Origin of the sequence: Komagataeibacter europaeus LMG 18890 (assembly GCF_000285295.1) — a bacterium.
In the GTDB taxonomy this organism is placed as follows: domain Bacteria; phylum Pseudomonadota; class Alphaproteobacteria; order Acetobacterales; family Acetobacteraceae; genus Komagataeibacter; species Komagataeibacter europaeus.
This window is the reverse complement of sequence record NZ_CADP01000013.1, coordinates 1-22,920: the sequence shown is the minus strand read 5'-3', so window position 1 is coordinate 22,920 and position 22,920 is coordinate 1. Positions and strand designations below refer to the sequence as shown.

The following is a 22,920-nucleotide window of genomic DNA, read 5'->3' as shown; positions in this document are numbered from 1 at the left end:
GCCCGATCCCCCTAATATATCCCGATATTTCAGGAAAAGAACCGGAGCCCACGATACCATGCTGCTCAACACCATCGAACTTGGCCCTGAAAACGGCGACCTGTCCCAACCGCCCGTCGTATTCCTGCATGGGCTGTTCGGACGGGCACGCAATTTCGGCTTTTTCCAGCGCCGTATTGCCGCAAACCGCCGTACGCTGGCGCTGGACCTGCGCAATCATGGCGGCAGCCCGCATGGCCCGATGGACTATCCGGGCCTTGCTGCTGACGTATGCGAAACACTGGCCGCCCATGACGCATTGCCCGCCACCGTGGTGGGGCATTCGATGGGGGGAAAGACCGCGATGATGCTGGCGCTCAGCTTTCCTGCCGAGGTGCATTCGCTGATGGTGGTGGATATCGCACCGGGCGAGGGTGGGTTTTCGCAGTCCCATGAACTGGCCCGCAGGCTGGCTGGACTGCCGCTGCCGGATTTTCTTGACCGTGCGGGGGCGGAAGCGTGGCTGGGTCAGGTGATTGCCGAAAAGCCCGTGCGTGATCTCATGCTGATGAATCTCGACCTGGGGGAAAAGCCACGCTGGACCATCGGGCTGAAGGACATTGCGGCATCCATGCCGGCCATAATTGGCTGGCCCGATGTCCTGCCCGGCGCCCGTTATGATGGACCGACCCTGTTTGTGGCGGGTGGACGCTCACATTATATCCAGCCCGGCAACTATCCCGCCATGCGCAGGCTGTTTCCACATTACCGGCTGGAAACCATACCGGATGCCGGGCATTGGGTGCATGCACAGTCGCCGCAGGCGTTCCTGACCGTGCTGGAAAATTTCCTGCAGATCTGAATGGCGCGCTGTATTCAGTGATCGGTGTGGGGGCCACGGCTCCAGTGCTGGTCGGGGTTGCGGTAATCTGTCGTCGTACCCTCGTCACGATAGGGGTGGTGGGGTTCGGGACCATAGCAGCCTGTAGCGGACAGGGTGATGAGGATGGCGAAAATCCTGATGATGTGGCGCATCGCAACCTCCTGCGGATGCGGCCACAACGTAAGGGCGATCGGGAAGTTTGCCCGGTTGGCATAATATGGCGCGGGCGCAGGAATGTCCGGGGCGGGACCGGGGGAGTATTCCGGTATCCTGTCCATGAGACATCTGGCGAATGCAGAAAGGTTCCTGGTGAAGCTTTTTGCAAAAAGCCTTGAAGAACACCGCCTTTTTAAAAAAGGCGGTGCCCGGCAACTTTTATTTTTCCATCAATGCGCCTGACCCGTGGCGCGGTTTCATGATCCACACGCTTTCCGTCGCGGGGCAGATCCCCTTCAGGCCGCCCGGCACGGCTTCATGCGTCACGCGGTCAAGGGTAAACGTATCACCATAATAGTGCTGCAGCGCATTTTCATCGACCGAAAACGGCGGTCCCGCCTTGCGTGACTGGTCATATTCCATGCTGACCAGAAGTTCAGGCGCGGCATCGGTAATGGTTACAAGATGCCGGGCATAGGCCATGCGGGTGGGGGCGGGCAGGGCAATAAGCGCCGCACGGTCATAGACGGCGTCAACATGACCCAGTTCCGCCTGCGTCAGATTGAAAATGTCGCCTGCCCAGATGCACAAATGCCCTGCCTCGTAGCGGACCAATGGGCCAGCAGGCGAAATGCGTGGCGCAAGCCCCAGTTCGGAAAAAAGCCCTGTGACGGCAATCGGGCTCAGTTCAATGCCGGCCACCTGACAGCCGTGTTCAAGCAGCCAGTGAATATCACGGCTTTTCCCGCATAATGGTACAAAGACGCGTGCGCCCGCAGGCAGGCGCAGGGCCGCGAAATTATCGGTCAGCAGGGGATTGGGCCGTGGTTCGTGAAAGCCGATTTCATTACGCTGCCATTTGCCATGCCAGAAGGTTTCATCCATCGCGTCGTGTGCCCCAACCCGCTTCATATCCACAATACAGCGGCCATAATACTGCTATCCCCACCGGAGCGAAAGACAGGCCCCGTGACCCGTGTCGGATTGCGCCAGTGGGGGAATTATGGTTTCCACACACCGTCAACCCTGCGTTCGGAACTGATGGATCGGTGCGGATACACAACAGGAATATCTGGTATCAATTCTGTCTGGTATTTCTGGCTACGATCGGGACAGTTGGCGGGTGTCTGTATCTGTTTGTGGTACTGGTCGATCCATGGGGCGGACTGCCCCTGTCATTGCCGCTGCACCGGTTGCCGCAGACACGCCCAACACGCTGGTGATCGATTTCGATATTCCCGGCCCCATCGTCAATGATCGTGACATGTTCTGGGACCCGATCCATTACCGGCTGATGACAGCGGACCGTATCATGAAAGATATCATTACGGCGTTTCATGACCGGGCGCAGCAGTCCGCGGACTATACTGTCATATCAGGACCAAAGGGACCGGCCAGGCAGGACGCTGCGCGTCACGAATGCGTGACGTTTCGCCGTTTTCTGGCGGAAATGCACGGATGTCAAAAAAGTATCATTTTCCGGCAAAAGACAGGCTAGACGCGACACCGCCCGGTATTCTCATATGATTTCGCCAAAACAAGAAGAAGGGGCGCCCAAAGGGCGTCAGGAAATAAATGGCGGAAGCTCTGGTCCTGGAACGCCAAGGCGTTCTTTCCATCCGTGATATCGACCTGCCACAGGAACTCGGGCCTGATGACGTGCGCATTGGTCCCTTTGTCGTCAATGATCCGATGGTGCTGGGGCATGAAGCGGCCGGCACGGTCATTGAAACCGGATCGCGCGTCAGAAACCTGAAAATCGGTGATCGCGTCTGCATGGAGCCGGGCATTCCCGACCCCATATCGCGGGCGTCGCGCATGGGGATCTATAATGTCGATCCCGCCGTGACCTTCTGGGCCACGCCGCCGGTCCATGGCTGTCTTACGCCCACGGTTGTCCATCCGGCAGCCTTTACCTATCGCCTGCCCGATAACGTGTCCTTTGGTGAAGGGGCAATGGTCGAACCCTTCGCCATTGGCGTGCAGGCCGCGGTCAAGGCTGCAATCAAACCCGGTGATACCTGCCTGGTCACCGGGTGCGGGCCGATCGGGCTCATGACCGCGCTGGCTGCGCTGGCGTCCGGGGCGGGGGTGGTGTTCATATCCGACCTGGCCGCGCCGAAACTGGAAATCGCCGGTCGCTATGACGGGATCGAACCGATCAATGTCCGTGATGAAAATCCGCGTGATGTCATCTCGCGTCATGTCGGTGCCGACTGGGGCGCCGATGTGGTGTTCGAGGCCAGCGGCTTTGCCGGTGCGTATGATGATGTCCTGTCATGCGTGCGTCCGGGCGGGACGGTCGTGTTCGTGGGCATGCCGGTGGAAAAGGTGCCCTTTGACATCGTGGCGGCACAGGCGAAGGAAATCCGCATGGAAACGGTCTTCCGCTACGCCAACGTGTATGAACGCGCCATCGCCCTGATCGCGTCAGGCAAGGTGGACCTCAAGCCGCTTATTTCAGAAACGTTTGCCTTCACACAGGGGGTTGCGGCGTTTGAACGTGCGGCGTCGGCCCGTCCGACGGATGTAAAGCTGCAGGTCATGATGCCGGGGGCAACCCGCACCTGATCACCTGCGTGGTGTAACGCCACTTACGGCAGGCGGCCTTCGGGTTGCCTGCCCAATAAAAACAAAAGGCATGAAAAAATGAATGCCACGAACAATGCCGCCAGTCATGGCGGCGCATCCATTCCCCCCGCATCCCCGATCATATGGGGCATGCCGGTGGTGCTGTTCTGGGGTTATATCGCGGTCGCGTTGTATATGACCGGCGACGGGATCGAGGTCGCGTTCCTGTCCAAATACGTGACGAGCATAGGATTTTCCGCCCGGCAGGCGGGCCTGCTGTTTACCGTGTACGGGGCGACGGCGGCAGTGGCAAGCTGGCTGTCCGGCGTGCTGGCGGAGGTATATGGCCCCCGGCGGATCATGGCCATCGGGACGCTGTGGTGGATCGTGTGCCATGTCGCGTTTCTGTCCGGTGGGGTCATGCGGCATGACTTTGTGCTCATGCTGGTGTTCTACGGGCTGCGCGGGTTTGCCTATCCACTGTTTTTCTATGCTTTTTTCTTCTGGATCGTGCAGCGCACGCCCGACCACCGGCTGGCGTCCGCCATTGGCTGGGTGTGGTCCATGTTCACGATCGGCTATGGCATCATCGCATCCTTCCTGCCCAGCTTCACCATTCCCGCCATTGGTTTCCTGCCAACGTTGTGGATGTCGCTGGCATGGGTTGCGTGTGGCGGCCTGCTGGCGTTTTTCGCCATACGCGATGACGCGCCCGCCGCGATCGACAGTGACGCAGGGCGCAGCCTGCGCCACCAGATGACCGAAATCAGCCGGGGCCTGACGCTGATCGTCCATAACCGCGATATCGCGCTGGCACTGGTCACGCGGATCATATGCAACCTGTCGCTGTTCGGTTTCCCGGTGGTGATGCCACTGTTCTATACTTCGGCCGAAGGCGGGTTCACCATGCCGCAATGGCTGCGCATATACGGCATATTCTTTGTGGTGCAGCCCTTTACCAATGTCATGTGGGGGATCGTCGGGGACCGGATCGGCTGGCTGCGGCAGATGCGCTGGGCCGGTTTCGTGGGCTGCGGCATTGCCACGCTGGCGTTCTACTACCTGCCGCACGCGGTCCCGGGCAACATGGTGGTGGCCATCTTCGCGGCCCTGCTGTTTGCGCTGACGATCACGTCCTTCGTGCCCATGGGGGCGATCTTTCCCATGCTGGCGCCCGACCACAAGGGGGCGGCGGTATCGGTACAGAACCTTGGCGGTGGCCTGGCCAATTTTGTGGGGCCGGCACTGGCGACGGTGCTGGTGTCGGGATATGGCACGCAGGGCGTGGTGGTGGCGTTTGCGGCGCTGTATTTCCTTGGCGCGGTGCTGACGGGCTTCATCCGGCTGGTGCAGCCCCGTGGCGTCCATGCCATGGATGTCGCCTCCAGCGCCAAGGCGCAGGCGGTGCGTGACGGGCTGGATGCCAACCATGTGGCTCCGTCTCCTACGCTGGCGGAATGATGCCGGCCCGTGTGGGGGGAAGGCCGCGCGGTACACCCCCCGGTATTCGAGGTCATACAGCCCGGCCCCCGGCAGAGCTTTGTCTGGCACCGCCATGACTACCCTGCGGCCTGCGCGCGATGGAACTATCACCCTGAATATGAACTGCACCTGATCACGACCGGGACGGGCCATTTCATGGTGGGGGATTTTCTGGGCACGTTCGCCCCCGGCCATCTGGTGCTGGTGGGACCGGATCTGCCGCATGGATGGTTCAGTGACCTGCCGGCGGGCGGGCGGATCGAAGGGCGTGATATCGTATTGCAGGCTCATGACGACTGGCTGCGACAGCTGGTTGCACTGTGCCCGGAACTGGAAACGGTGTCCGCCCTGCTGGCGGATGCACGGTATGGGGTCGTGTTTACCGGGCCGGAGGTGCCTGTGCTGGGCGCCCGGCTGGCGGCGATGGGCGGCATGAGCGACGCCGCGCGCCTTGCGGCCCTGATCGGGCTGCTGGCGGGGCTTGCGGCCTGCCCGCGCCAGCTTCTGACGGGCATCACCCCGTTTGGCGGGGAAGGGCAGGCAAGGGTCGCGGACCGGGATCTTGAACGCATGGACCGGGTGATCCGGCACCTGCTGTCGGTCGGCCCGCACGATATCCGCCAGGCGGACATGGCGCGTCAGGCCGGGTTGAGCGGACCTGCGTTTTCACGCCTGTTCCGTCGGGCGACGGGTACGACCTTTGTATCCTTCATGCGCAGGCTACGGGTCAGCCGCGCCCGCCGCATGCTGGCGGAAACCGATGCGTCGATTGCCGAAATCAGCAGCGCCGCGGGCTTTGCCAACCTGTCCAATTTCAACCGGCAGTTTCTGGAGATATGCAATACCACGCCACGGCGCTACCGTCAGGATGTCCGCAGCCTGAGCCGCGTGGACGACCCGGTGGCCCGCGCCGCTACAGGGGCGGCCCATCCCGGATTGACCGGTTGATGAATTGCAGGCATTGGCTGGCCGGGGCTTTCCCGTGGAACACGGTATGTGTCCGCTGTTCTGAAAAAGGGCATGATATTGCATCATGATTTCTGACGCAGGTGGCGCGCGGGCATATCAGGTCGTCTCAATCCAATGTTGGCCCTGGCCTTCTTTTGCATCCATAGTGCAGGCTCCTTCGGCTACGGGCAATGCAGATGAACATGTCTTTCTTTACTTCGGGGATGATGCTGGCCTTTGCGGCATATTCCTCCTTTTCGGTCAGTGACGCGTATTCGAAACTGCTGGCCGGTCAGCTTGATCCGTTCGAGGTCGCGTTTTCGGGCGGCGTGTTCGGTTTCCTGATCATCCCGTTCATCCGCAGGCCCAATGAATCCCTGCGCGATATCTTTTCCCCCCAGCGTCCGGGCATGTGGGTGGTGCGGGCGATCGCCATCTTTGCCTCCACCGCTGCCAGCGTCGAAGCCTTCATGCTGCTGCCCATGCCCGAGGCGCTTTCGCTCATGTTCCTCATGCCGTTTTTCGTGACGGTCCTGTCGGTCACGCTGCTGCGTGAAAAAGTCTCGGGCTGGGCATGGCTGTCGGTTATCCTGGGGTTCGTGGGGGTGCTGATCGTGCTGCGGCCCGGCGTGCGGGCGCTGCATCTGGGGCATCTGTGCGCGGTGATCGCGGCGGTGGCCAATGCCGTCGGCGTCATTGCCTATCGGCTGGCGGGCAATAATACGCCACGGCTGTCACTGTTTGGTTCCAGCCTGTTTGGCCCGCTGGTGGGTGATGGGCTGCTCATGCTGGGGCACGCGCACTGGCCGCATGGGCTGAAGACGTGGATGTTCCTGTTCGGTTACGGGTTTCTGGCAGCACTGGGGCAGTTGTTGATGATGATGGCGACAGCCCGCGCGCCCGCCAACCGGGTGGCCCTGCCGCAGTACAGCCAGATGCTGTGGGCGGTGGCGTTCAGCTACTTCCTGTTTCACCAGCCGCTGGATAACTGGACGATTGTCGGCATTATCGTCGTGACCCTGTCAGGCATGCTGAACTGGATCCGCCAGCGTATCCATTTCGAGCATCTCGCCATGGAAGAGTGGCGGGAGCGGCGTCGGCACATGCACGATCCCGCCGGGGCCACGACCGTTCAGGTGCCCATGAAATAACCTGATCCATCCGGGGCAGGCTGCCCCGTCAGTAACGCCATTCCCGCGTCGTGGGGCCACGCGTCCCCATGACCGGGTCGGACGCGGGAAAGGGCAGGGACGCCAGCCGGGCACGCTGTGGCCCGTTGGGAGCCTGGCGCACGATGTCGAAATCCTGCCCCGGCGGATATGCCCCCACCACCGCGAAATCAGGGCTGGAGTCCATATTCATATGACCCGTGCCCGCAGGCAGCAGGGCGATGTCGCCTGCCCGGACTTCCACGTCCCGTGCCCCCGCGCCACCCAGCATCAGCCGTGCATGCCCGCCATAAAAGCCCAGGACCTCATGCCCCATGGTATGATAATGATGAAAGGGATAGACCCCGTTGCGCCATTGCGCTGGAACAGGCTTTCGAAAATCGCCGCCGGGTCGTCCCCGCTTATGGGCAGGGCATTGCGGTACACGATGACCGGCAGCTTCGGGTTATTGGGCACCCAGTCATTGGCGCGCAGGATGAAACTTTCGATCCGGACCGGTGTCGCGGCAGCGGCGGCCCGGATACGCCCGCCACCCAGTGAAAGCCCCAGTCCCGTCAGTATGGAATTGAAGGAACGCCGTTCCATCATGTTGCCTCCATCTGCCACCATTGCGCCCATAACCCGACAGTATGCACATGACCGCTGCCAGACAAGGGAAGCCTGCGTGGGCTGCCGGTCAGATGATCGCCCCGATCCGGTCGCGGTCTATCTTTATACGCTGGGCGGACAGGCGCTGTATCAGGCCCATATCCTCAAGTTCCTTGAGTGTCCGGCTGGTGGTCTCGATGGCGAAACCCAGGTAGTCGGCGATATCCTTGCGGTCCATGGCCAGTGTCAGGATATTTGACCCACGATCGAAAAAATCCGCCTGCCTGCTGCATTCCAGCAGGAAACCGGCCAGCCTCTTGACCACAAGGGGATAGGTCGCCAGCAGCAGGTGACGCTCCGCCATTTTCGCATAATCCAGCGCCTGTCGTAAAAACAGCGTCTGGATGCGGGGATGGATCTGTACCAGGTCCTTCAGCGCGGGATAGGAAATCTGGAACAGGTATGTATCCACCAGGGTAATCGCGGATGTGTGGTACGCCCCGCCTTCCAGGTTGCCAAACATGTCATCGGGCCACAGGAAGGCGAAAATCTGGTTGCGCCCGTCCTTCAGGTGGTGTTCCAGGCGTACGGCGCCCGAACGGATACGATAGATGTAATTTCCCGCATCCCCCTGTGCATAGATGCGGCGCTTGGCGGGCCGGTGTATTCTGGTCGAGATCGCATTCAGCGCCTCCCGCTCCGCACTGGTCAGTTTAAAGCTACTGAACATTATGATTATCTGTTTCTCTATCGTAATAATTCATGATGTATCCGTCATGAATCGCCGTATCGACCGAAATCCGGAACCGGCCCATTTCCCGACCATGCGAAGGGTAAAGAGGGACCGGCCATTCTGAATTATATATACGATACCGTTCCGTATCGCAACATCACATGGCAACGCCCCATAAAGAACGGCCGGCGTGACCGGGGCCCAATCAGGGAAAAACAGCCGGGGCCGGGCGGTCTTTCATGATCCGTGGCAGGGGTGGCGTCAGGGGGCGGCGCGCCTGATGCCTGATAGGAAGATCTGCCATGCCCGTTCAAAAAAGCGGTGGCGCGCCTGCGGGTCAAGCAGCTTGTTCTGGCCCAGCAGGGTATTTTGCAAGGGCCAGCCAAGGACAAGGCCCATCAGGACGCGCGTGGTTTCTTCATGGTCGGTGGATTCAATGTGTCCTGCATCGGCGGCAGCCTTCAGCAGACGGCCGATTGTTGCGACAAAGGGCTCCACGCTTGTCGCCATCATGTCGTCAACCACGGAAGGGATGCGGTGCCCGTCCGCAATGACGATCCGGTAGGCTTCCACCGTTTCGGGACGAAGCATGAAGTCCAGGAAGAACTGGGCGATTTCCTTTGTCGCCAGCAACGGATTCCTTGAAGAAGCCTCGACCGCGCGGGCTTCCTCCAGCAGATGCCGGCCACGTGCGGCCACCACCGCCTTGAACAGGGCCGCCTTGGAGGAATAGCGCCGGTACAGGCTGGCCTTGCTGCATTCCGCCACACGGGCGATCTGTTCAAGGGATGTTGCGGCATAGCCCTGTTTTACAAACAGCGTGGTTGCGACTTCAAGCACATGCCGGTCAAGCTGCGCCGATCCTTCTGGTGTCGGGCGTCCCCCTGTATGGGGCGGTCTTGGTGGTACAGGCATGCTTCCGTCCTCAACTACGGTCGATCAGTCAGGATATGTCCGCGCCCTACGTCGTTTACAGGCCGGCGCACAGCATATCCGCATCGGGATGCCAGAACTGGCGTTTTCGTTCAAACGGTCATTGCGAATGGGTGGTCTCCGGCAGATGGAAGGAAAGGCGGCCAGCCTGGCCCGACACCCGCGCGCCACGGGCATTTTCCATGACAATGCCTGCCGTGCCGCGATGTATTCATTTTCCCCCCACGGTCCCACCGAAAGGACCGCGTCAGCGCTGAAAGACGTCCCCGGCTGGACAATGGCGGGACCAGCAATTCCATCCAGACGCAACATAAGTTGATAATATAATAAATGCGCAACATTACCTGCAGATATAAAAAGGATTTCGTGGCCCGGACTGGTGTTTACATGGACATGGCGCAGGTCTGGATGAACTGGTGGCGCGCGGGTCGCGAACGTCGCAACGCATGCCCGGTCCGCTGCGCCACCGGGTTATGATCTTTCCAGCCAGGAGAACGACAGGACGGCACAGGGCCATCCTGACCGGTTCAGGGAAATATGCCTGTCGTAGCAATGGACGGATCCATGTCCGGGGCAGGGCAGGCAGGAAACCGTACGGTTTTACTGTAATGGGGAACGCGAAACGCCTGTCCGCCTTTACTGTAATGGCGATCAGGTCAATCGCCATGCATCGTGTCAAAAACAATAACAGGGACCGAATATGTACACGAATTTCGGATTGTCCATTGATGGTGAATGGTATCATGGCAGTGGGCGCGCGTGTCGGCGACGCCTGCTTTCCCGGCACGGGCCGGAAGGGGGAAGCGGGGGCATCGCGGGTTATCTGGATGTAAAACTGGCACGGATGGTGTTCTGACATGATCCCCAATCGACTCAAGCAGCTCTGGGCCGAGGGGAAACCCACGCTCAATGGCTGGTGTTCCATCGGCAATCCCTTCACGGCCGAAATCATGGCCGCACAGGGCTATGATTCCGTCACCATCGATGCGCAGCATGGGGCGCTGGATTATTCCAGCGCGCTGCCCATGATGCAGGCCATGCGTGCATCCGGCGTCGTGCCCATGGTCCGCGTGCCGTGGATGGAACCGGGCGTCATCATGAAAATGCTCGACGCCGGGGCCTATGGCGTGATCTGCCCCATGGTGAATACGGCGGCACAGGCGGCCGAATTCGTAAGCTACATGCGCTATCCCCCGCATGGGCAGCGCAGCTTTGGCCCCACACGGGTTTCGTTTGCTGCGGGCAGCAATTATGCCGGGGGGGCGAATGACGAAATCCTGGCCTTCGCCATGATCGAGACACGACAGGGACTGGACAACCTTGCGGAAATTGCCGCGACCCCGGGCCTTGACGGCATTTATATCGGTCCTGCGGACCTTGCGCTCAGCCTGGCGGGCGGGCGCCTGCCCCCGGGATTTGACCGCGAGGAGCCGGAAATGATCGAAAACCTGCATAAAATCCTGACCGCCTGCCAGGACAGCGGCATTCGCGCCGCCCTGCATTGCGGTACGCCGGAATATGCCGCCCGCGCCATAGGCTGGGGGTTCAACATGACCACCGTATCGGGTGATTCCCGGCTGCTGGCCGCCGCCGCCGGGGCCAGTGTCGCGCAGTTTCGCAGGCTGGTCAGTCGTGACAGCGTGATGGTGGCGCAGCAGGGCGGGGCGTACTGATCGCCCGTATTCCCTGCCGCGGGGTGCGTATATCCGGTGGGCCTGAGCCAACCTGATCGCACCCCGCACTGACTACATGATGATAACGGGTATCTGTGCATTGATCGTATGCCTCCGGTCCCGTGATTTCAGGCTGCCGGAAGGCGGGTCATGGCGAATGAAAAACCTGTTCCGGCATTGTGAATACGGAACAGGAAAACACTTCATAAAAGCCCGCCTGAAAGGTCAGGAAATATCCATGGATCATAAAGAAGTTTTTGGTGAAGCTTTTTTCAAAAAGCTTTGAAAAATCGTGCTTTTCCTGAAAAATGCAGCGTCCGGAACTTTTATGAACGCATTATTTTCAAACAGCCTCCAGGTATGAAATGAATCCACCCTTTCAGGTAACTGAAAGGGTGGAAACGGTGGTCAATGCCAGACTACCTTCTGGGCATCGATGGCCTTGCGCGCCCGTCCGACATCGCTGGCCAGAACCGCGGGCGCCGCGTTGCCCATGCTGTTGCGGATATAGGTCAGGATGTTGGCAATCTGGTCATCATGCAGTTTCCAGCCAAAGGACGGCATGGCGGCCCCGGTCGGGTTCGCGGTCGTGACAGGGCCATCGGTACCCCGCAGCACGATGTTGATCAGGCTGTCCGGGTTGGGCGCGTTGACTGCAGGATTGTGCTGCAGCGTGGGGATCATGTTCGCAATGCCCGCGCCGGTACTGACATGGCAGGCGCTGCACTGCACGGTGAATTCCCGTGCCCCCGCCATCATCTGCCGGTTGCTGGCGGGCAGGGGGGCGGGCACGGTCACCGTGCGCTGCGGCAGGGACTTGAAATAGGCGGCAATGGCCTGCAGGTCCGCTTCCGTCAGGTGCTGGGTGGAATTTTCGATCGTTTCCGTCATCGGTCCGGACGACGCCGTATGGCGGTTGGTACCAGCGCGCAGGTAGGTCACGATATCATCGGCACTCCATCCCCCCAGCCCCGTATGGGTATTGTTGCTCAGGTCCGGGGCATACCATCCCTGCAGCGACGTACCCTGGTAGGTGGCCCGTGTATCGCCGCCAAAGGCGTTCTTGGTGGTATGGCAGGTGCCGCAATGCTCCAGCCCCTCGACCAGATAGGCCCCACGATTGACCTGCGCGCTGCGGGACGGATCGGGGGCAAAGGCGGACCGGTCGAAAAACAGCATGTTCCACCCGATCATGAGTGTGCGGATATTGTATGGAAACGGCAGCTTGTTCGTAACAACCCGGTTATTGACCGCCGGGATCGTGCGGATATAGGCCCACAGATCCGAAATGTCCGTATCCGTGATCTTGACGTATGCGGTATAGGGCATGGCGGGATAGAGGTACCGGTCCGGGCTTTTGCCATGCCGCACCGCGCGCTCGAACTGTGGCTGCGTCCATGACCCGATCCCTGTGTCCCGGTCCGATGTAATGTTGCTGGAGGTAATGATGCCAAAGGGGGTTTTCAGGTCCAGCCCCCCCGCGAATGGCCTGCCGCCGGGTGCGGTGTGGCAGGCCAGGCAGTCGCCCGCGATCGCCAGATAGCGGCCGCGTTCGACCTGTGCGTCCGTGCCCCCGTCCTGTGCCTGCGCGCCGTGGGCCAGGAAGGTGACAGCAGACAGGAGCAGTCCACCACGCATGCAGGTGCGCAGTGCGGTGCGAAGCAGGTTTCTTGCCATGATCATAGCCTTACCAGCGGGCCGGGGTTCTTGAGGTACAGGTCCCTGATCGCTTTCGCGGTCCACAGGGTCGTGGCCCCCACGGCGACGGTCGGGTTGTAGCCGGCATTATTGGGGAAGGAGGACGCACCGATCACGAACAGGTTGGGGATATCCCAGTTCTGCTGGAAGCGGTTCTGCACACTGGTGCGCGGATCCTCGCCCATCACGACGCCGCCCTGCACATGCGATGAATCCCACGGCGTATAACCGGAATAGGGACGGTCGGCGAAGGAATCCCCACCGACCTGCGTTGCCCCCATCTCACGCGCGATTTCAACGCATTTGTCGCGGATGAACCGGCCCGAACGCCGGTCATTCTCGTTATAGTCAAACGTAATGCGCAGCAGCGGCTGGCCAAAACGGTCCTTGTAGGTCGGGTCAAGGTCAAGGAACTGTTCGCGATGGGCGAAGCTCGTGCCCTGTCCCTGGATCTGCGCGTAATTCTGGTAACCCTTCCGGAATGCCTGTTTCCAGCCCTTGCCCCATTGCGGACTGCCCTGCGGCAGCAGCCCCGCCATGCCGATCGGCAGCCCCTGGTTGCTGAGCGACTGGATACCCGCCCCCCCGATAAAGCCCAGACCCGTATGGTCGAAATTGTCACCGTTGAAATCGTCGATCTGGGTCGCAAGGGCGCCGGTGTTCATGAACGGGTTGAGGTACTCGTTTTCAAAGAACATGAAGCCCCAGGACAGGGTCTGGAACGTAAATGCCCGCCCGACAACACCCTGTCCCGATGCGACATCATACGGCGTGCTGATGCCTGAAAGCAGCAGCAGGCGTGTATTGTCCAGCGTAAAGGTCGCGGTGATGACAATATCGGCGGGCTGTTCGCCAGTATTGCCGTCGGAATCCACAAATGTCACGCCCGTCGCCATCTTCCTGTCCGGCGTGGTGTTGATGCGTATGACCTCACATTCCGTGACAACCGTGAAGTTCGGGCGCTGCATCAGTACCGGCAGGATGCAGATATTGGGGCTGGACTTGGACCAGTTGCCGCATCCGTACAGCTGGCAGTACCCGCAATAGGTGCATGGCGCCAGGTTCAGGCCCAGCGCATTCTTGTAGGGTGCGCCAATCATGGCCGACGGCACGGGAAAGGGATGATACCCCAGCCGCGTTGCCGCTTCCGCAAACAGGACGTTGGCGCGCGAACGTTCCAGCGCGGGGGTGGGGTAGGGGCTGGTGCGCGACCCCTCAAACGGGTTGCCGCCGGGCTGGCGTTGCCCGTTGATGACGCCCGCGGTCCCCGATGTGCCCGCGATCTTCTCGAACCGGTCATAGAAGGGTTCAAGGTCGTCATAGGTCACGCCCCAGTCCTGCAGGATCAGGCCATCCACCAGCTGTCCCGCGCCATAGCGCTGCATGACATGGCTGTAGGGCTGGTGATCAAACGGCAGCCACCGCCAGCTTGCGCCCGCCCAGTGCGTGCCAGCCCCCCCTACGTTGTTGCCCAGCGTCAGATTGTGGTATTTGCGCATGGGCAGCGCGGTCTGGCCCACCTTGTTGCGCACGGTATAGGTCTCGGTTACCGGGGCCTGCAGGATGTCCTTGCGCACGGACCCGCTGAGTTCATCGGGATCGCGTGTGGTTGGAAAGCTGGTTGAGGTATCGCGCCATGCCCCGCGTTCGATCGCGACCACCTTCAGCCCCGCGCGGGTCAGTTCTTCCGCCATTGTGGAACCGGACCAACCCAGCCCGACAATGACCACATCGGCCTTTGGCCTTTTGTAATTCATTCAGGTGTACCTTGGTTTTTATTATAATTGTGCTGCGCATTGCCATGCCGGACGGGGCGCGGTCAGGCGCGACCCAGCAGGCTTACGGGGTTGACATCAATCTTTTTGCCCCGTTTTGATACGATCCAGTCGCGGTAGTCATAAATCGCACCGGGAAACCCGACCAGCTTCCAGCCCACCATGTCGCGGTTGCCGCCGTACATGGGATCGGCCAGGTAGCCTTCTCGCACGTTCTGCAATAGCAGCACGAAGAACTGGTCTGATTTCAGGGTCTCGAATGCGATCGCGCCACTTTCGATACCATAAAGAAACGTGATTTTCTGTTCTTCGGATAGTTCAGTAAATGATTTGTCGAATTTCGCATGCACGGCATGTTCAAATTCAACCAGTCCCTTACGGTAGATTTCCGCAGGCGTCATGATGCCTTGCGGTCCCTGCTGGGGCAGTCCCTCGACAACGGGGCCAAGTTTGTAATCCTTCGCCGCCGTGCCGTAGGGACCGGCCAGCTGATGGTCAAGGAAGGTCACGCAGCCTGCTTCGGTCGCACCCATCCCCAGTTCATCAGCGGGGATCAGGACATCGAATATGGCGCCCACCAGTTTTGCCTCATCCGGTGTCAGGTACACCAGCCGGCTGCCATCAACCACCGACAGCGGCGGGGGCGGCGTGGCCCGCCAGGCGCCCGTGCCGCCAACATAGGTTTTGGAATAGGCCGGTTTGTAAATGGAGGCCAGCGTGGAGGTCGCCATCAGTACCAGCCCCCCCTTTATTACGTCACGCCGCTTCATTGTTTTCTCCTGACAGGCATTGCCGCCATGGGCATGGGACGCGCGTGCAACGGGCCATTTTTCCGCGCACCGTATTTCAGGTGCGCAGGCTAAGGCATGCCAGAAAAAGCCCGTCCGTGCGGAACCTGTTCACTGGCGTTACTTTTTCCCGGTGGCGCTGTCCTGTATAAACGTATCGGGTGTGTAGTAATTACATGGAAACCAGATCACAAACTGCTCACCACGCCACCCAGCCTGTGTCCGTCCAGCGTGTCGGGCAGCGCGAAGCCAAGGCTGATGAAGGGCAGTTTCAGGGCATTGACGCCTGCATTGTTTGAAGGCAGCCGTTCCGTCTGGGCAACAGGCACCAGCATGTGCCGGTCGGCCGTGATGAACAGGGCGTCACCGTCAACCAGGCGTGGATCTTCAAATAACGTAAGCTGTTTCTTTTCCGGTGTCAGGACGACAATCCGTCCATGTTCGGCATCGGCATAGTAAAGGTTGCCCAGCGTGTCGATTGCCGTGCCCATGATCGTCGGCAGGTCGATGACCTTCTCGATCCGTCCCGCCCGCTGGTCATCGGTCAGGCTGGCATCAAGCAGGATATCGGTCGGGATCCGGCGCAACGGGCCGGACGGGGTGGAGAAATAGAACCATTTCCGGTCTGCCGTGATTTCCAGCATGTCCGAATGGACCAGCGGGCGCTTGCCTGTACTGTCGCGCAGGATATGTCCGTCGCGTCCACGCAGCGGCTTGTCCGGCGTTGCGCGCAGCAGCTTGTATTCCGACAGCCTGCGCACGGTTTCCCCGCTGCGCATGTTATGAATGATGATGCCGCCCAGACCTGAATCGGTCACGAACATGAGGTCGCCCGCAATGCGCAGGTCATTCATGGCCGAACCCGGCGGCAGGATGTCGTCACCCCAGCGCAGGACCTGCAGCACCCTGCCGTCACGGGGATCAAGCTGTACCAGCTTCTGTCCGCCCGGCACGGATGCGCCCTTGGTCGGGTCGATGCCCTGATCGACAACCCACAGCGTGTCGTCGCTGAAGATATGCAGGCCGTTGACCATGACGAAGGCACTGGCTGCATCGGCGCCCGGTTTCCACGTATTCCAGCTTCCACCCGGAAACGGCTGGAGTGCGCCGTCGGACGCCACGCGGAACACGCTGGGCGTATCCGCCATGAGATCCCACCGTGGCGCGCCAAGGAACAGTGTCCCGTCACGTGTCGCGGCCACCGCATTGCACAGATAGCGCGGGGAGGAGGCGATAACGGTCGCATGAATGGACGCCGCCACGGCCTGCGGCATGCGGGCGGCTTCAAATCCCGCCAGCGCCAGCCCACCGGCCAGGCCACACAGGGCGGCACGCCGGGACAGGCCGTGGCCCATGGCATCGGTAACGTGTGTCATGAAGATTTTCTCTTGCTTATTGTTTGTTATTACTTGTGTCTGTATTTGTATAATTTGTCTCTACACAATAAAGTGCAGGGATGCGATGCAACCGGTTCACACCGGCAGGGAAAGACGCCTGATCTTCCCGACCACGAACAGGTACAGCAGGATCGCCACAACGCAGTGGCCTGCCACAAACAGCAGCGCACCGTTATAGGATTTTGTTATTGCAACGATATAACCGATCACGATGGGGGTCACGATACCGGCGATATTGCCGATCCCGTTGAAAATGCCCGCCGCGAGGCCCGGCGTTTCCTTTGGTGCTATGTCGGAAATCACCGCCCAGCCAATGGCGGCGACCCCCTTGCCAAAGAACGCAAAGGACATGATGAGGACAATCACCCACGCGGACTGGACAAAATTGCACAGGCAGATGGTGGACGCGATCGCCATGCCCACGACATAGGGCGTCTTGCGCGCGACGTTTTCCGATTGTCCCCGGCGCAGCAGCATGTCGGACAGCGCGCCCCCCGAAATCGCGCCGGCCAGCCCGCACAGCGCGGGCACGCTGGCCGCCAGCCCGGTCTGCGTCATGGACAGCCCGCGTGACTGATGCAGGTAAAGCGGGAACCACGTCAGGAAGAAATACAGGATGGCGGTAATGCAGTACTGCCCCCCGTACACGCCCACCAGCGTCCGGTCCGTCAGCATGAAGCGCACCTGCCGCCATGTCAGCGGCCTGCGCACCCGCATGGCGCGGTCATCAATGTCAACCAGCGCGCCCCCGGCGCGGATGAATGCCAGTTCAGCGGCATTGACGCCGGGATGGCTGGCGGGCGGCCGCATGCGCATGAGCCATGCGGCGGCCAGTACCACGCCCGCAACCCCCATGACGGCAAAGATGTATTCCCAGCCGAACTGCTGGGTAATCCACCCCATGAGCGGCGCAAAGAACGCGACGGCGACATACTGCGCCGAATTGAAAATGGAGGTGGCAAGCCCACGCTCCGCCGTCGGGAACCAGCTGGACACGATACGGCTGTTGGCGGGAAAAGTCGGTGCTTCCACCAGCCCCAGCCCGGCCCACAGCACGAACAGCACGGGAAACGCGATGGCGTGCGGGACATGGCCCACGCCAGCAATCAGTAGCGTACACACCGACCACGCCAGCAGGCTTGCACCATAGACGCGGATGGAACCAAAGCGGTCCAGCAGCCACCCGCCGGGCACCTGGTTCATGACATAGGCCCAGCCGAAGGCGGAAAATATGTAGCCCATGGCCACCGGCGTCAGCCCGAGGTCATGCGATATCGATGACCCCGCGATGCCAAGTGTCGCGCGATCGCCATAGTTGATTGCCGTGATGATGAACAGGAACGCAAGGACACTGTAACGGATGGCGGTGCGTGGGGCTGCACGGGACGCGCCTGCGGCGATCGGTGCATGTGTGGCGGTGGGGCCTGTGGTTGGCCCTCTTGTCATGGTCACCCTGTTTTCTCCCTCGATACGCGGACCGGTGCGGTGGGCCGGGGGCGTGCCCGTCTGCCTTGCGACCGCATCGGGTCCAGTGCGCAAGGGAACGCGTGAAGAAGGCGGGAAGTCCAAAACAAACTGCGCATGGATTGATGCGCCGGCGGCATCACCCCGTCAGGGCAGGGGCGGCGTCCGCGCTTCGCTGATCCGCGATACGGTATCCATGACATTGCCCAGCACCGGGCTGACATCCTGCGCGCGGTGGACCATGAACAGTTCGGCGCTGATGTTTTCGCCAAATCCCAGCGGGCGGTAGATGACATTGTCGATACCAAGCCGCGACGCCGATTCCGGGATCAGGGCGATGCCCACCCCGGTCCTGACCATGGACAGCAGGGCATGGATCTGGGTCAGGTGATGGATCAGGCGGGGCCGGATATGCGCGCTGACCAGCAGGCGCTGCACCAGGTCGTGGAAATAACCGCTGCCCAGGATCGAATACATGATCAGGTCCTGCCCCTCCATGTCCGCCGGTGTCAGCGCGGCCCGCGTGGCCAGCGGGTGATCGTGGGGCAGGGCGGCGACCATGGGTTCGGCCCGGACCCTGCAGGCGCGGGTTTCCTTTGCTTCGAATGGCGGGCGGACGAAGGCAAGGTCGATCCGGTGGGAGGCAAGGGCCGCGATCTGGTCGCGCGTGACCATTTCCTCCAGCGTCAGTTCGATATCGGGATAGGTCGCCCGCAATCCGTGGATCAGCCGGGGCAGGAAGTCATAGCTGCTGGAGGGCGTGAACCCGATCGCAACCTGTCCCAGCGCGCCGCGCCGGGCACGGCGGGCCAGCAGGACCGCATCCTGCGCACTGCGCAGCAGGCGGCGCGCTTCGGGCAGGAAGATCGCGCCCGCAGGCGTCAGCCGGACGCTGCGGCTGTTGCGTTCCAGCAATTCAACGCCAAGTGCGTGTTCCAGCAACTGGACCTGTCGGCTCAGCGGTGGCTGGGTCATGTTCAGCCGCACGGCCGCACGCCCGAAATGCAGTTCCTCCGCCACCGTGACAAAACACCGGACCTGCGTGAGCTGAAGCATTGATATCAATCCTGTCTCAATCCATGCCGTATCTAATCTGGACACGCCTGGCCTGTCTTGCCCTAACTGCAGCAGCAAACACCCTTGTTATCAGGCCATTGTGACCGAACGGGGCGCAGGGAGAACAAAAGCATGACGGAAGACGCCGGGATGCAGCCAGACGGCGGGAACGCGGCGGGACAGGGCAGGCGCAGGCTGCGCAGCGAGCGGTGGTTTGGCCCGGCCGACCTGCGCAGCTTCGGCCATCGTTCCCGTGCGATGCAGATGGGCTATGACCCGCAGGACTGGGAGGGAAAGCCCGTCATCGCCATCCTGAACACCTGGTCCGACATCAATCCATGCCACATGCATTTCCGCCAGCGCGTGGAGGATGTGAAGCGGGGCGTGCTGGAAGCGGGCGGATTTCCCATGGAGCTTCCCGCAATCTCGCTGTCCGAGAATTTCATGAAGCCCACCACCATGCTGTACCGCAACATGCTGGCGATGGAGGCGGAAGAACTGCTGCGCGCCTACCCCGCTGATGGCGCGGTGCTGATGGGCGGGTGCGACAAGACCACGCCCGGCCTGCTGCTTGGGGCGACCAGCATGGACATTCCCGCGATCTATGTGCCCGCAGGCCCCATGCTGCGCGGTAACTGGCAGGGCAGGACGCTGGGCTCGGGTTCGGATTCATGGAAATACTGGGATGAACTGCGCGCGGGCAAGATTACGCCCGCGGACTGGCAGGGGGTCGAGGCCGGTATTGCCCGCAGTGCTGGCACCTGCATGACCATGGGCACGGCCAGCACCATGACCGCCATTGCCGAGGCGATCGGCCTGTCCCTGCCCGGGGCAAGTTCCATCCCGGCAGTCGATTCCAACCATATCCGCATGGCCAAGAGTTCGGGCCGGCGCATTGTCGATATGGTGTGGGAAGACCTGAAGCCGTCGAAAATCCAGACCCGCGCCGCCTTTCGCAACGCCATTGCGGTGGCCATGGCCATGGGGTGTTCGACCAACGCCATCATACACGTGATCGCCATGGCGCGGCGCGCGGGCGTTGACATCGGGCTGGACGATTTCGATCGCGCCAGCCGCGAGGTCCCGGTGATCGCCAATGTGCGGCCAACGGGCACGACCTACCTTATGGAGGATTTCTACTATGCCGGTGGCATCGCCGCGCTGATGAACCGGATTTCCAGCTTCCTTGACCTGGACTGCCTGACGGTGACCGGCCGCAGCGTAGGCGAGAACATCCGCGATGCAAGGGTCTGGAATGATGATGTCATAAGGCCGCTGGACAGGCCGATGTTCACGGGGGAGGCGGGCGGCGCGCTGACGGTCCTGCGTGGCAATCTTGCCCCCGATGGCTGCGTAATGAAACCGGCCTGCTGTGATCCGAAATTCCATAAGCACCGGGGACCGGCGCTGGTGTTTGACGATTATCCCACCATGAAGAAAGCGCTGGATGACGAAACGCTGGACGTAACCCCCGATCATGTCCTTGTGCTGCGCAATGCAGGCCCGCTGGGTGGCCCGGGCATGCCGGAATGGGGAATGCTGCCCATGCCCAAGCGCCTGGTCAAGGAAGGCTACCGCGACATGCTGCGTCTGTCCGACGCCCGGATGAGTGGCACCAGCTATGGTGCATGCATCCTGCATGTCGCGCCCGAAAGCTATGTCGGTGGCCCGCTGGCGCTGCTGGAGACGGGGGATATCATCGCGGTGGACGTGGCGGCGCGTTCAGTCAACATGGAGGTATCCGACGCGGAACTGGCCCGCCGCTGCGCGGCGTGGAAGCCGCCCGCGCCGCGTTACGGACGTGGATATGGCTGGATGGCCGCGCACCACATGCGGCAGGCGAATGAAGGATGTGATTTCGATTTCCTACAGACCGATTTCGGCCCCCCCGTGCCCGAGCCGGTCATTTATTGACCGTCCTTGCGAACCCGGTCCGCCGTTTCGATCGTTCAGCATGCATGACGCAGTAACGGAGACATCAATACACATGACAGGCCGGGCGGGTACATGACCCCGCCCATGGCCCGAAAAGAACTCAAGCACGGTTCGACACTCGTCAAAGAAGAAAAACAAGATGTACATGAAGTCGAATACGCTCCCTCCATCCTTCGCGGCAATGCGTCCGCGCCTTGTGCCCTACTGGCTGCTGTGGCTGGCGCTGGCCGGCACGACCGCGGCCATGGTTTATTCGTCCTTTATCGTGCCGGTCATACCGGACCTGGCCTGCCTGTCCACCATCGGGCTTGACGGTCTTGCGCTGGTTGTCACGGTTGTGGTGATGCCGCGGAATTTTGTCGTCGGTTTCCTGGCATCGCTCCTGCCGTTCGTGATCAGCTGGCGGGTGGCGGCCATTCATGGGTCGGTGCCGGGCATGGCGTGCGCCACCGCCACCTTCATCATCTATCTTTTACTGTATGCGGACTGCATGGTCCATGACTGGAAGGCATACGGCACTGGCGGGTGGAATGAACACCTGCAATGGCAGACGGCAATACTGCGTATATATTTCGGATTCGACATGGTCGGGCATTTTGCCGAAAAACTTTTTGCCGGAATCAGTTCATTCCATCACATGGAACAGGTCTTTGTCGGATTCGGGTTCCCGCCCGACGGGCAGGCGGTCATTATTGGTGGATTGTGCGAACTGTCGGTCGCGATTGGCGTGGGGATGGGTTTCATGACCCGTCTGGCCGGGATGGGCGGGGCGCTTTATTACCTGATCGCCAACCATTACGGCCGGCATTTCGGCGACGGGTTCACGTGGAACAATCCCCCCGTGGGCGGCTGGGAATATCCGATGCTGATGATCGTGGCCTTTGCCAGTTTTTCGGTTGCGGGGGCAGGGAAGTTCTCGATTGACGGCTGGCTGGTCGCCCGTGGCCTGATACCAGGGTTCCTGCTGCCGTTATGTGTATCCGCCAGCCCCGATCATGTGCGCCGGGATATCTGATTCGGGTGGGGACGTCTTTCAATACTTGTCCTGTCCACTTTTTTTCTGTGTCCGGTCGGCGTGTTTTTATTGGAACAGGTGGCGTGCTCTATCACATGCGCGCGAGTTATTAATTGTTATTTGTCTGCGCGCAAAAAACTGCAATAGAGTGTTCCATGCGATATGACATGGCTTCTATCGTATAATCTGAACTGAACGACGTCTTTATTTCCCCGATATGGATCGGTCTGGCCGAACATGAAGCGTCGTCAGGGGTTCAATAATAACATTGAGAATAAGGTAATACCAACCGTTGATTGCTATAACCTATGAGCCCAATTGCGCAGTCCGATTGACATGATGCGCCATGGTTGATCGACGAGTTGGTTCCAGGCATGGCAGGCGATATCAACGATATCGTCATAGGTTCTGAAGATCCTGTTTGAGAGCCATGTATTGCGCAGGAACTGCCAGAGATTTTCCACCGGGTTCAGTTCAGGAGCCCGGGGAGGCAGCGGGAGAATGGTGATATTGTAGGGAACATCCAGCTTCTGACTGGTATGCCATGCCGCCTGATCCACAATGAGGACGGCGTGAGCGCCCTGCGCGGCCGTGCGTGAAATCTCCGCGAGATGGAGCTGCATGCCGTGCAGGTTGCAGACAGGGAGCACGAGGCCTGCGGCCGCTCCCTTTTCAGG

Annotated in this window: 20 protein-coding genes and 1 pseudogene; 9 read left to right on the top strand and 12 right to left on the bottom strand. The window is 60.8% G+C overall.

Annotated elements, in window-relative coordinates; genetic code table 11:
- Positions 1-58 precede the first annotated feature (58 nt).
- A complete protein-coding gene (locus GEU01_RS06665) occupies positions 59-841 on the top strand; it encodes an alpha/beta fold hydrolase (RefSeq protein ID WP_019085451.1) in 783 nt (260 codons plus the stop codon).
- 14 nt (positions 842-855) lie between these two features.
- On the opposite strand, the gene GEU01_RS06660 is transcribed toward GEU01_RS06665, so the two are convergent.
- The gene (locus GEU01_RS06660) at positions 856-1,140 is read right to left on the bottom strand and encodes a hypothetical protein (protein ID WP_019085450.1); all 285 of its coding nucleotides are present in this window, start codon (positions 1,138-1,140) and stop codon (positions 856-858) included.
- A gap of 97 nt (positions 1,141-1,237) precedes the next feature.
- Positions 1,238-1,903: a thiopurine S-methyltransferase gene (tmpT, locus tag GEU01_RS06655; RefSeq protein ID WP_019085449.1), complete on the bottom strand. Its 666-nt coding sequence runs from the start codon at positions 1,901-1,903 to the stop codon at positions 1,238-1,240.
- Between the two features lie 690 nt (positions 1,904-2,593).
- Between tmpT and GEU01_RS06645 the strand changes: the two genes are divergently transcribed.
- The 4 genes from GEU01_RS06645 to GEU01_RS06630 all read left to right on the top strand — a co-directional run bounded on the left by GEU01_RS06645 (position 2,594) and on the right by GEU01_RS06630 (position 7,170).
- Positions 2,594-3,589, top strand: a complete 996-nt coding sequence (locus GEU01_RS06645; protein ID WP_019085447.1) for an NAD(P)-dependent alcohol dehydrogenase — start codon at positions 2,594-2,596, stop codon at positions 3,587-3,589.
- 78 nt (positions 3,590-3,667) lie between these two features.
- Positions 3,668-5,050, top strand: coding sequence for an MFS transporter (locus tag GEU01_RS06640; RefSeq protein WP_019085446.1), 1,383 nt, complete (start codon positions 3,668-3,670; stop codon positions 5,048-5,050).
- Between the two features lie 9 nt (positions 5,051-5,059).
- Positions 5,060-6,019 carry an AraC family transcriptional regulator gene (locus GEU01_RS22390; RefSeq protein ID WP_019085445.1) on the top strand — a complete coding sequence of 320 codons (960 nt, stop codon included), beginning with the start codon at positions 5,060-5,062 and terminating at the stop codon, positions 6,017-6,019.
- Between the two features lie 191 nt (positions 6,020-6,210).
- Complete coding sequence (locus GEU01_RS06630; protein WP_019085444.1) at positions 6,211-7,170, top strand: DMT family transporter; 960 nt, start codon at positions 6,211-6,213, stop codon at positions 7,168-7,170.
- Positions 7,171-7,198: 28 nt separating this feature from the next.
- Here the strand turns inward: GEU01_RS06630 and GEU01_RS22385 are convergent.
- The 3 genes and pseudogenes from GEU01_RS22385 to GEU01_RS06615 all read right to left on the bottom strand — a co-directional run bounded on the left by GEU01_RS22385 (position 7,199) and on the right by GEU01_RS06615 (position 9,424).
- A pseudogene (locus tag GEU01_RS22385) lies at positions 7,199-7,773 on the bottom strand (cupin).
- Between the two features lie 91 nt (positions 7,774-7,864).
- The gene (locus GEU01_RS06620) at positions 7,865-8,506 is read right to left on the bottom strand and encodes a Crp/Fnr family transcriptional regulator (RefSeq protein WP_010508548.1); all 642 of its coding nucleotides are present in this window, start codon (positions 8,504-8,506) and stop codon (positions 7,865-7,867) included.
- A 264-nt stretch (positions 8,507-8,770) separates the two neighbouring features.
- On the bottom strand, positions 8,771-9,424 hold the full coding sequence (locus tag GEU01_RS06615; RefSeq protein WP_220464760.1) for a TetR/AcrR family transcriptional regulator: 654 nt from the start codon (positions 9,422-9,424) through the stop codon (positions 8,771-8,773).
- Between the two features lie 875 nt (positions 9,425-10,299).
- Here GEU01_RS06615 and GEU01_RS06600 point away from each other — a divergent pair.
- Both GEU01_RS06600 and GEU01_RS27270 read left to right on the top strand, forming a co-directional pair.
- Entirely contained in the window at positions 10,300-11,115 is an 816-nt protein-coding gene (locus tag GEU01_RS06600; RefSeq protein WP_019085442.1) for an HpcH/HpaI aldolase family protein, read from the top strand.
- Between the two features lie 157 nt (positions 11,116-11,272).
- Positions 11,273-11,401: a hypothetical protein gene (locus tag GEU01_RS27270; protein ID WP_265000688.1), complete on the top strand. Its 129-nt coding sequence runs from the start codon at positions 11,273-11,275 to the stop codon at positions 11,399-11,401.
- Positions 11,402-11,523: 122 nt separating this feature from the next.
- Here GEU01_RS27270 and GEU01_RS06590 read toward each other — a convergent pair whose 3' ends face one another.
- From GEU01_RS06590 to GEU01_RS06565, 6 genes are all read right to left on the bottom strand, one after another.
- Positions 11,524-12,792, bottom strand: a complete 1,269-nt coding sequence (locus GEU01_RS06590) for a c-type cytochrome (RefSeq protein ID WP_232272432.1) — start codon at positions 12,790-12,792, stop codon at positions 11,524-11,526.
- A gap of 2 nt (positions 12,793-12,794) precedes the next feature.
- Positions 12,795-14,570, bottom strand: coding sequence for a GMC family oxidoreductase (locus GEU01_RS06585; RefSeq protein WP_019085439.1), 1,776 nt, complete (start codon positions 14,568-14,570; stop codon positions 12,795-12,797).
- Between the two features lie 62 nt (positions 14,571-14,632).
- Positions 14,633-15,358, bottom strand: a complete 726-nt coding sequence (locus GEU01_RS06580) for a gluconate 2-dehydrogenase subunit 3 family protein (RefSeq protein WP_019085438.1) — start codon at positions 15,356-15,358, stop codon at positions 14,633-14,635.
- Between the two features lie 206 nt (positions 15,359-15,564).
- Complete coding sequence (locus GEU01_RS06575) at positions 15,565-16,752, bottom strand: SMP-30/gluconolactonase/LRE family protein (RefSeq protein WP_232272431.1); 1,188 nt, start codon at positions 16,750-16,752, stop codon at positions 15,565-15,567.
- Between the two features lie 96 nt (positions 16,753-16,848).
- Complete coding sequence (locus tag GEU01_RS06570) at positions 16,849-18,219, bottom strand: MFS transporter (protein ID WP_019085436.1); 1,371 nt, start codon at positions 18,217-18,219, stop codon at positions 16,849-16,851.
- Positions 18,220-18,384: 165 nt separating this feature from the next.
- A complete protein-coding gene (locus tag GEU01_RS06565) occupies positions 18,385-19,293 on the bottom strand; it encodes a LysR family transcriptional regulator (protein WP_019085435.1) in 909 nt (302 codons plus the stop codon).
- A 150-nt stretch (positions 19,294-19,443) separates the two neighbouring features.
- On the opposite strand from GEU01_RS06565, the gene araD reads away from it, so the two are divergent.
- The gene (araD, locus tag GEU01_RS06560; protein ID WP_026018551.1) at positions 19,444-21,207 is read left to right on the top strand and encodes an L-arabinonate dehydratase; all 1,764 of its coding nucleotides are present in this window, start codon (positions 19,444-19,446) and stop codon (positions 21,205-21,207) included.
- Positions 21,208-21,373: 166 nt separating this feature from the next.
- Positions 21,374-22,243 (top strand): DoxX family protein, encoded by an 870-nt coding sequence (locus tag GEU01_RS06555; protein WP_232272430.1) that lies wholly within the window; start codon positions 21,374-21,376, stop codon positions 22,241-22,243.
- 299 nt (positions 22,244-22,542) lie between these two features.
- Here GEU01_RS06555 and GEU01_RS06550 read toward each other — a convergent pair.
- Positions 22,543-22,920 (bottom strand): transposase (locus GEU01_RS06550; RefSeq protein ID WP_019085432.1); only part of this gene is annotated, 378 nt, incomplete at its 5' end.

Excerpts from the sequence above, each read along its gene's own strand:
- GEU01_RS06570 (WP_019085436.1), bottom strand. The coding sequence starts at position 18,219 with ATGACAAGAGGGCCAACCACAGGCCCCACCGCCACACATGCACCGATC.
- GEU01_RS06585 (WP_019085439.1), bottom strand. The coding sequence starts at position 14,570 with ATGAATTACAAAAGGCCAAAGGCCGATGTGGTCATTGTCGGGCTGGGT.
- GEU01_RS06660 (WP_019085450.1), bottom strand. The coding sequence starts at position 1,140 with ATGGACAGGATACCGGAATACTCCCCCGGTCCCGCCCCGGACATTCCT.
- GEU01_RS06600 (WP_019085442.1), top strand. The coding sequence starts at position 10,300 with ATGATCCCCAATCGACTCAAGCAGCTCTGGGCCGAGGGGAAACCCACG.
- GEU01_RS06620 (WP_010508548.1), bottom strand. The coding sequence starts at position 8,506 with ATGTTCAGTAGCTTTAAACTGACCAGTGCGGAGCGGGAGGCGCTGAAT.
- GEU01_RS06615 (WP_220464760.1), bottom strand. The coding sequence starts at position 9,424 with ATGCCTGTACCACCAAGACCGCCCCATACAGGGGGACGCCCGACACCA.
- GEU01_RS06555 (WP_232272430.1), top strand. The coding sequence starts at position 21,374 with ATGAAGTCGAATACGCTCCCTCCATCCTTCGCGGCAATGCGTCCGCGC.
- GEU01_RS27270 (WP_265000688.1), top strand. The coding sequence starts at position 11,273 with ATGAAAAACCTGTTCCGGCATTGTGAATACGGAACAGGAAAACACTTC.
- GEU01_RS06580 (WP_019085438.1), bottom strand. The coding sequence starts at position 15,358 with ATGAAGCGGCGTGACGTAATAAAGGGGGGGCTGGTACTGATGGCGACC.
- GEU01_RS06630 (WP_019085444.1), top strand. The coding sequence starts at position 6,211 with ATGCAGATGAACATGTCTTTCTTTACTTCGGGGATGATGCTGGCCTTT.
- tmpT (WP_019085449.1), bottom strand. The coding sequence starts at position 1,903 with ATGGATGAAACCTTCTGGCATGGCAAATGGCAGCGTAATGAAATCGGC.
- GEU01_RS06565 (WP_019085435.1), bottom strand. The coding sequence starts at position 19,293 with ATGCTTCAGCTCACGCAGGTCCGGTGTTTTGTCACGGTGGCGGAGGAA.
- araD (WP_026018551.1), top strand. The coding sequence starts at position 19,444 with ATGCAGCCAGACGGCGGGAACGCGGCGGGACAGGGCAGGCGCAGGCTG.
- GEU01_RS06665 (WP_019085451.1), top strand. The coding sequence starts at position 59 with ATGCTGCTCAACACCATCGAACTTGGCCCTGAAAACGGCGACCTGTCC.
- GEU01_RS06645 (WP_019085447.1), top strand. The coding sequence starts at position 2,594 with ATGGCGGAAGCTCTGGTCCTGGAACGCCAAGGCGTTCTTTCCATCCGT.
- GEU01_RS06640 (WP_019085446.1), top strand. The coding sequence starts at position 3,668 with ATGAATGCCACGAACAATGCCGCCAGTCATGGCGGCGCATCCATTCCC.
- GEU01_RS06575 (WP_232272431.1), bottom strand. The coding sequence starts at position 16,752 with ATGACACACGTTACCGATGCCATGGGCCACGGCCTGTCCCGGCGTGCC.
- GEU01_RS06590 (WP_232272432.1), bottom strand. The coding sequence starts at position 12,792 with ATGGCAAGAAACCTGCTTCGCACCGCACTGCGCACCTGCATGCGTGGT.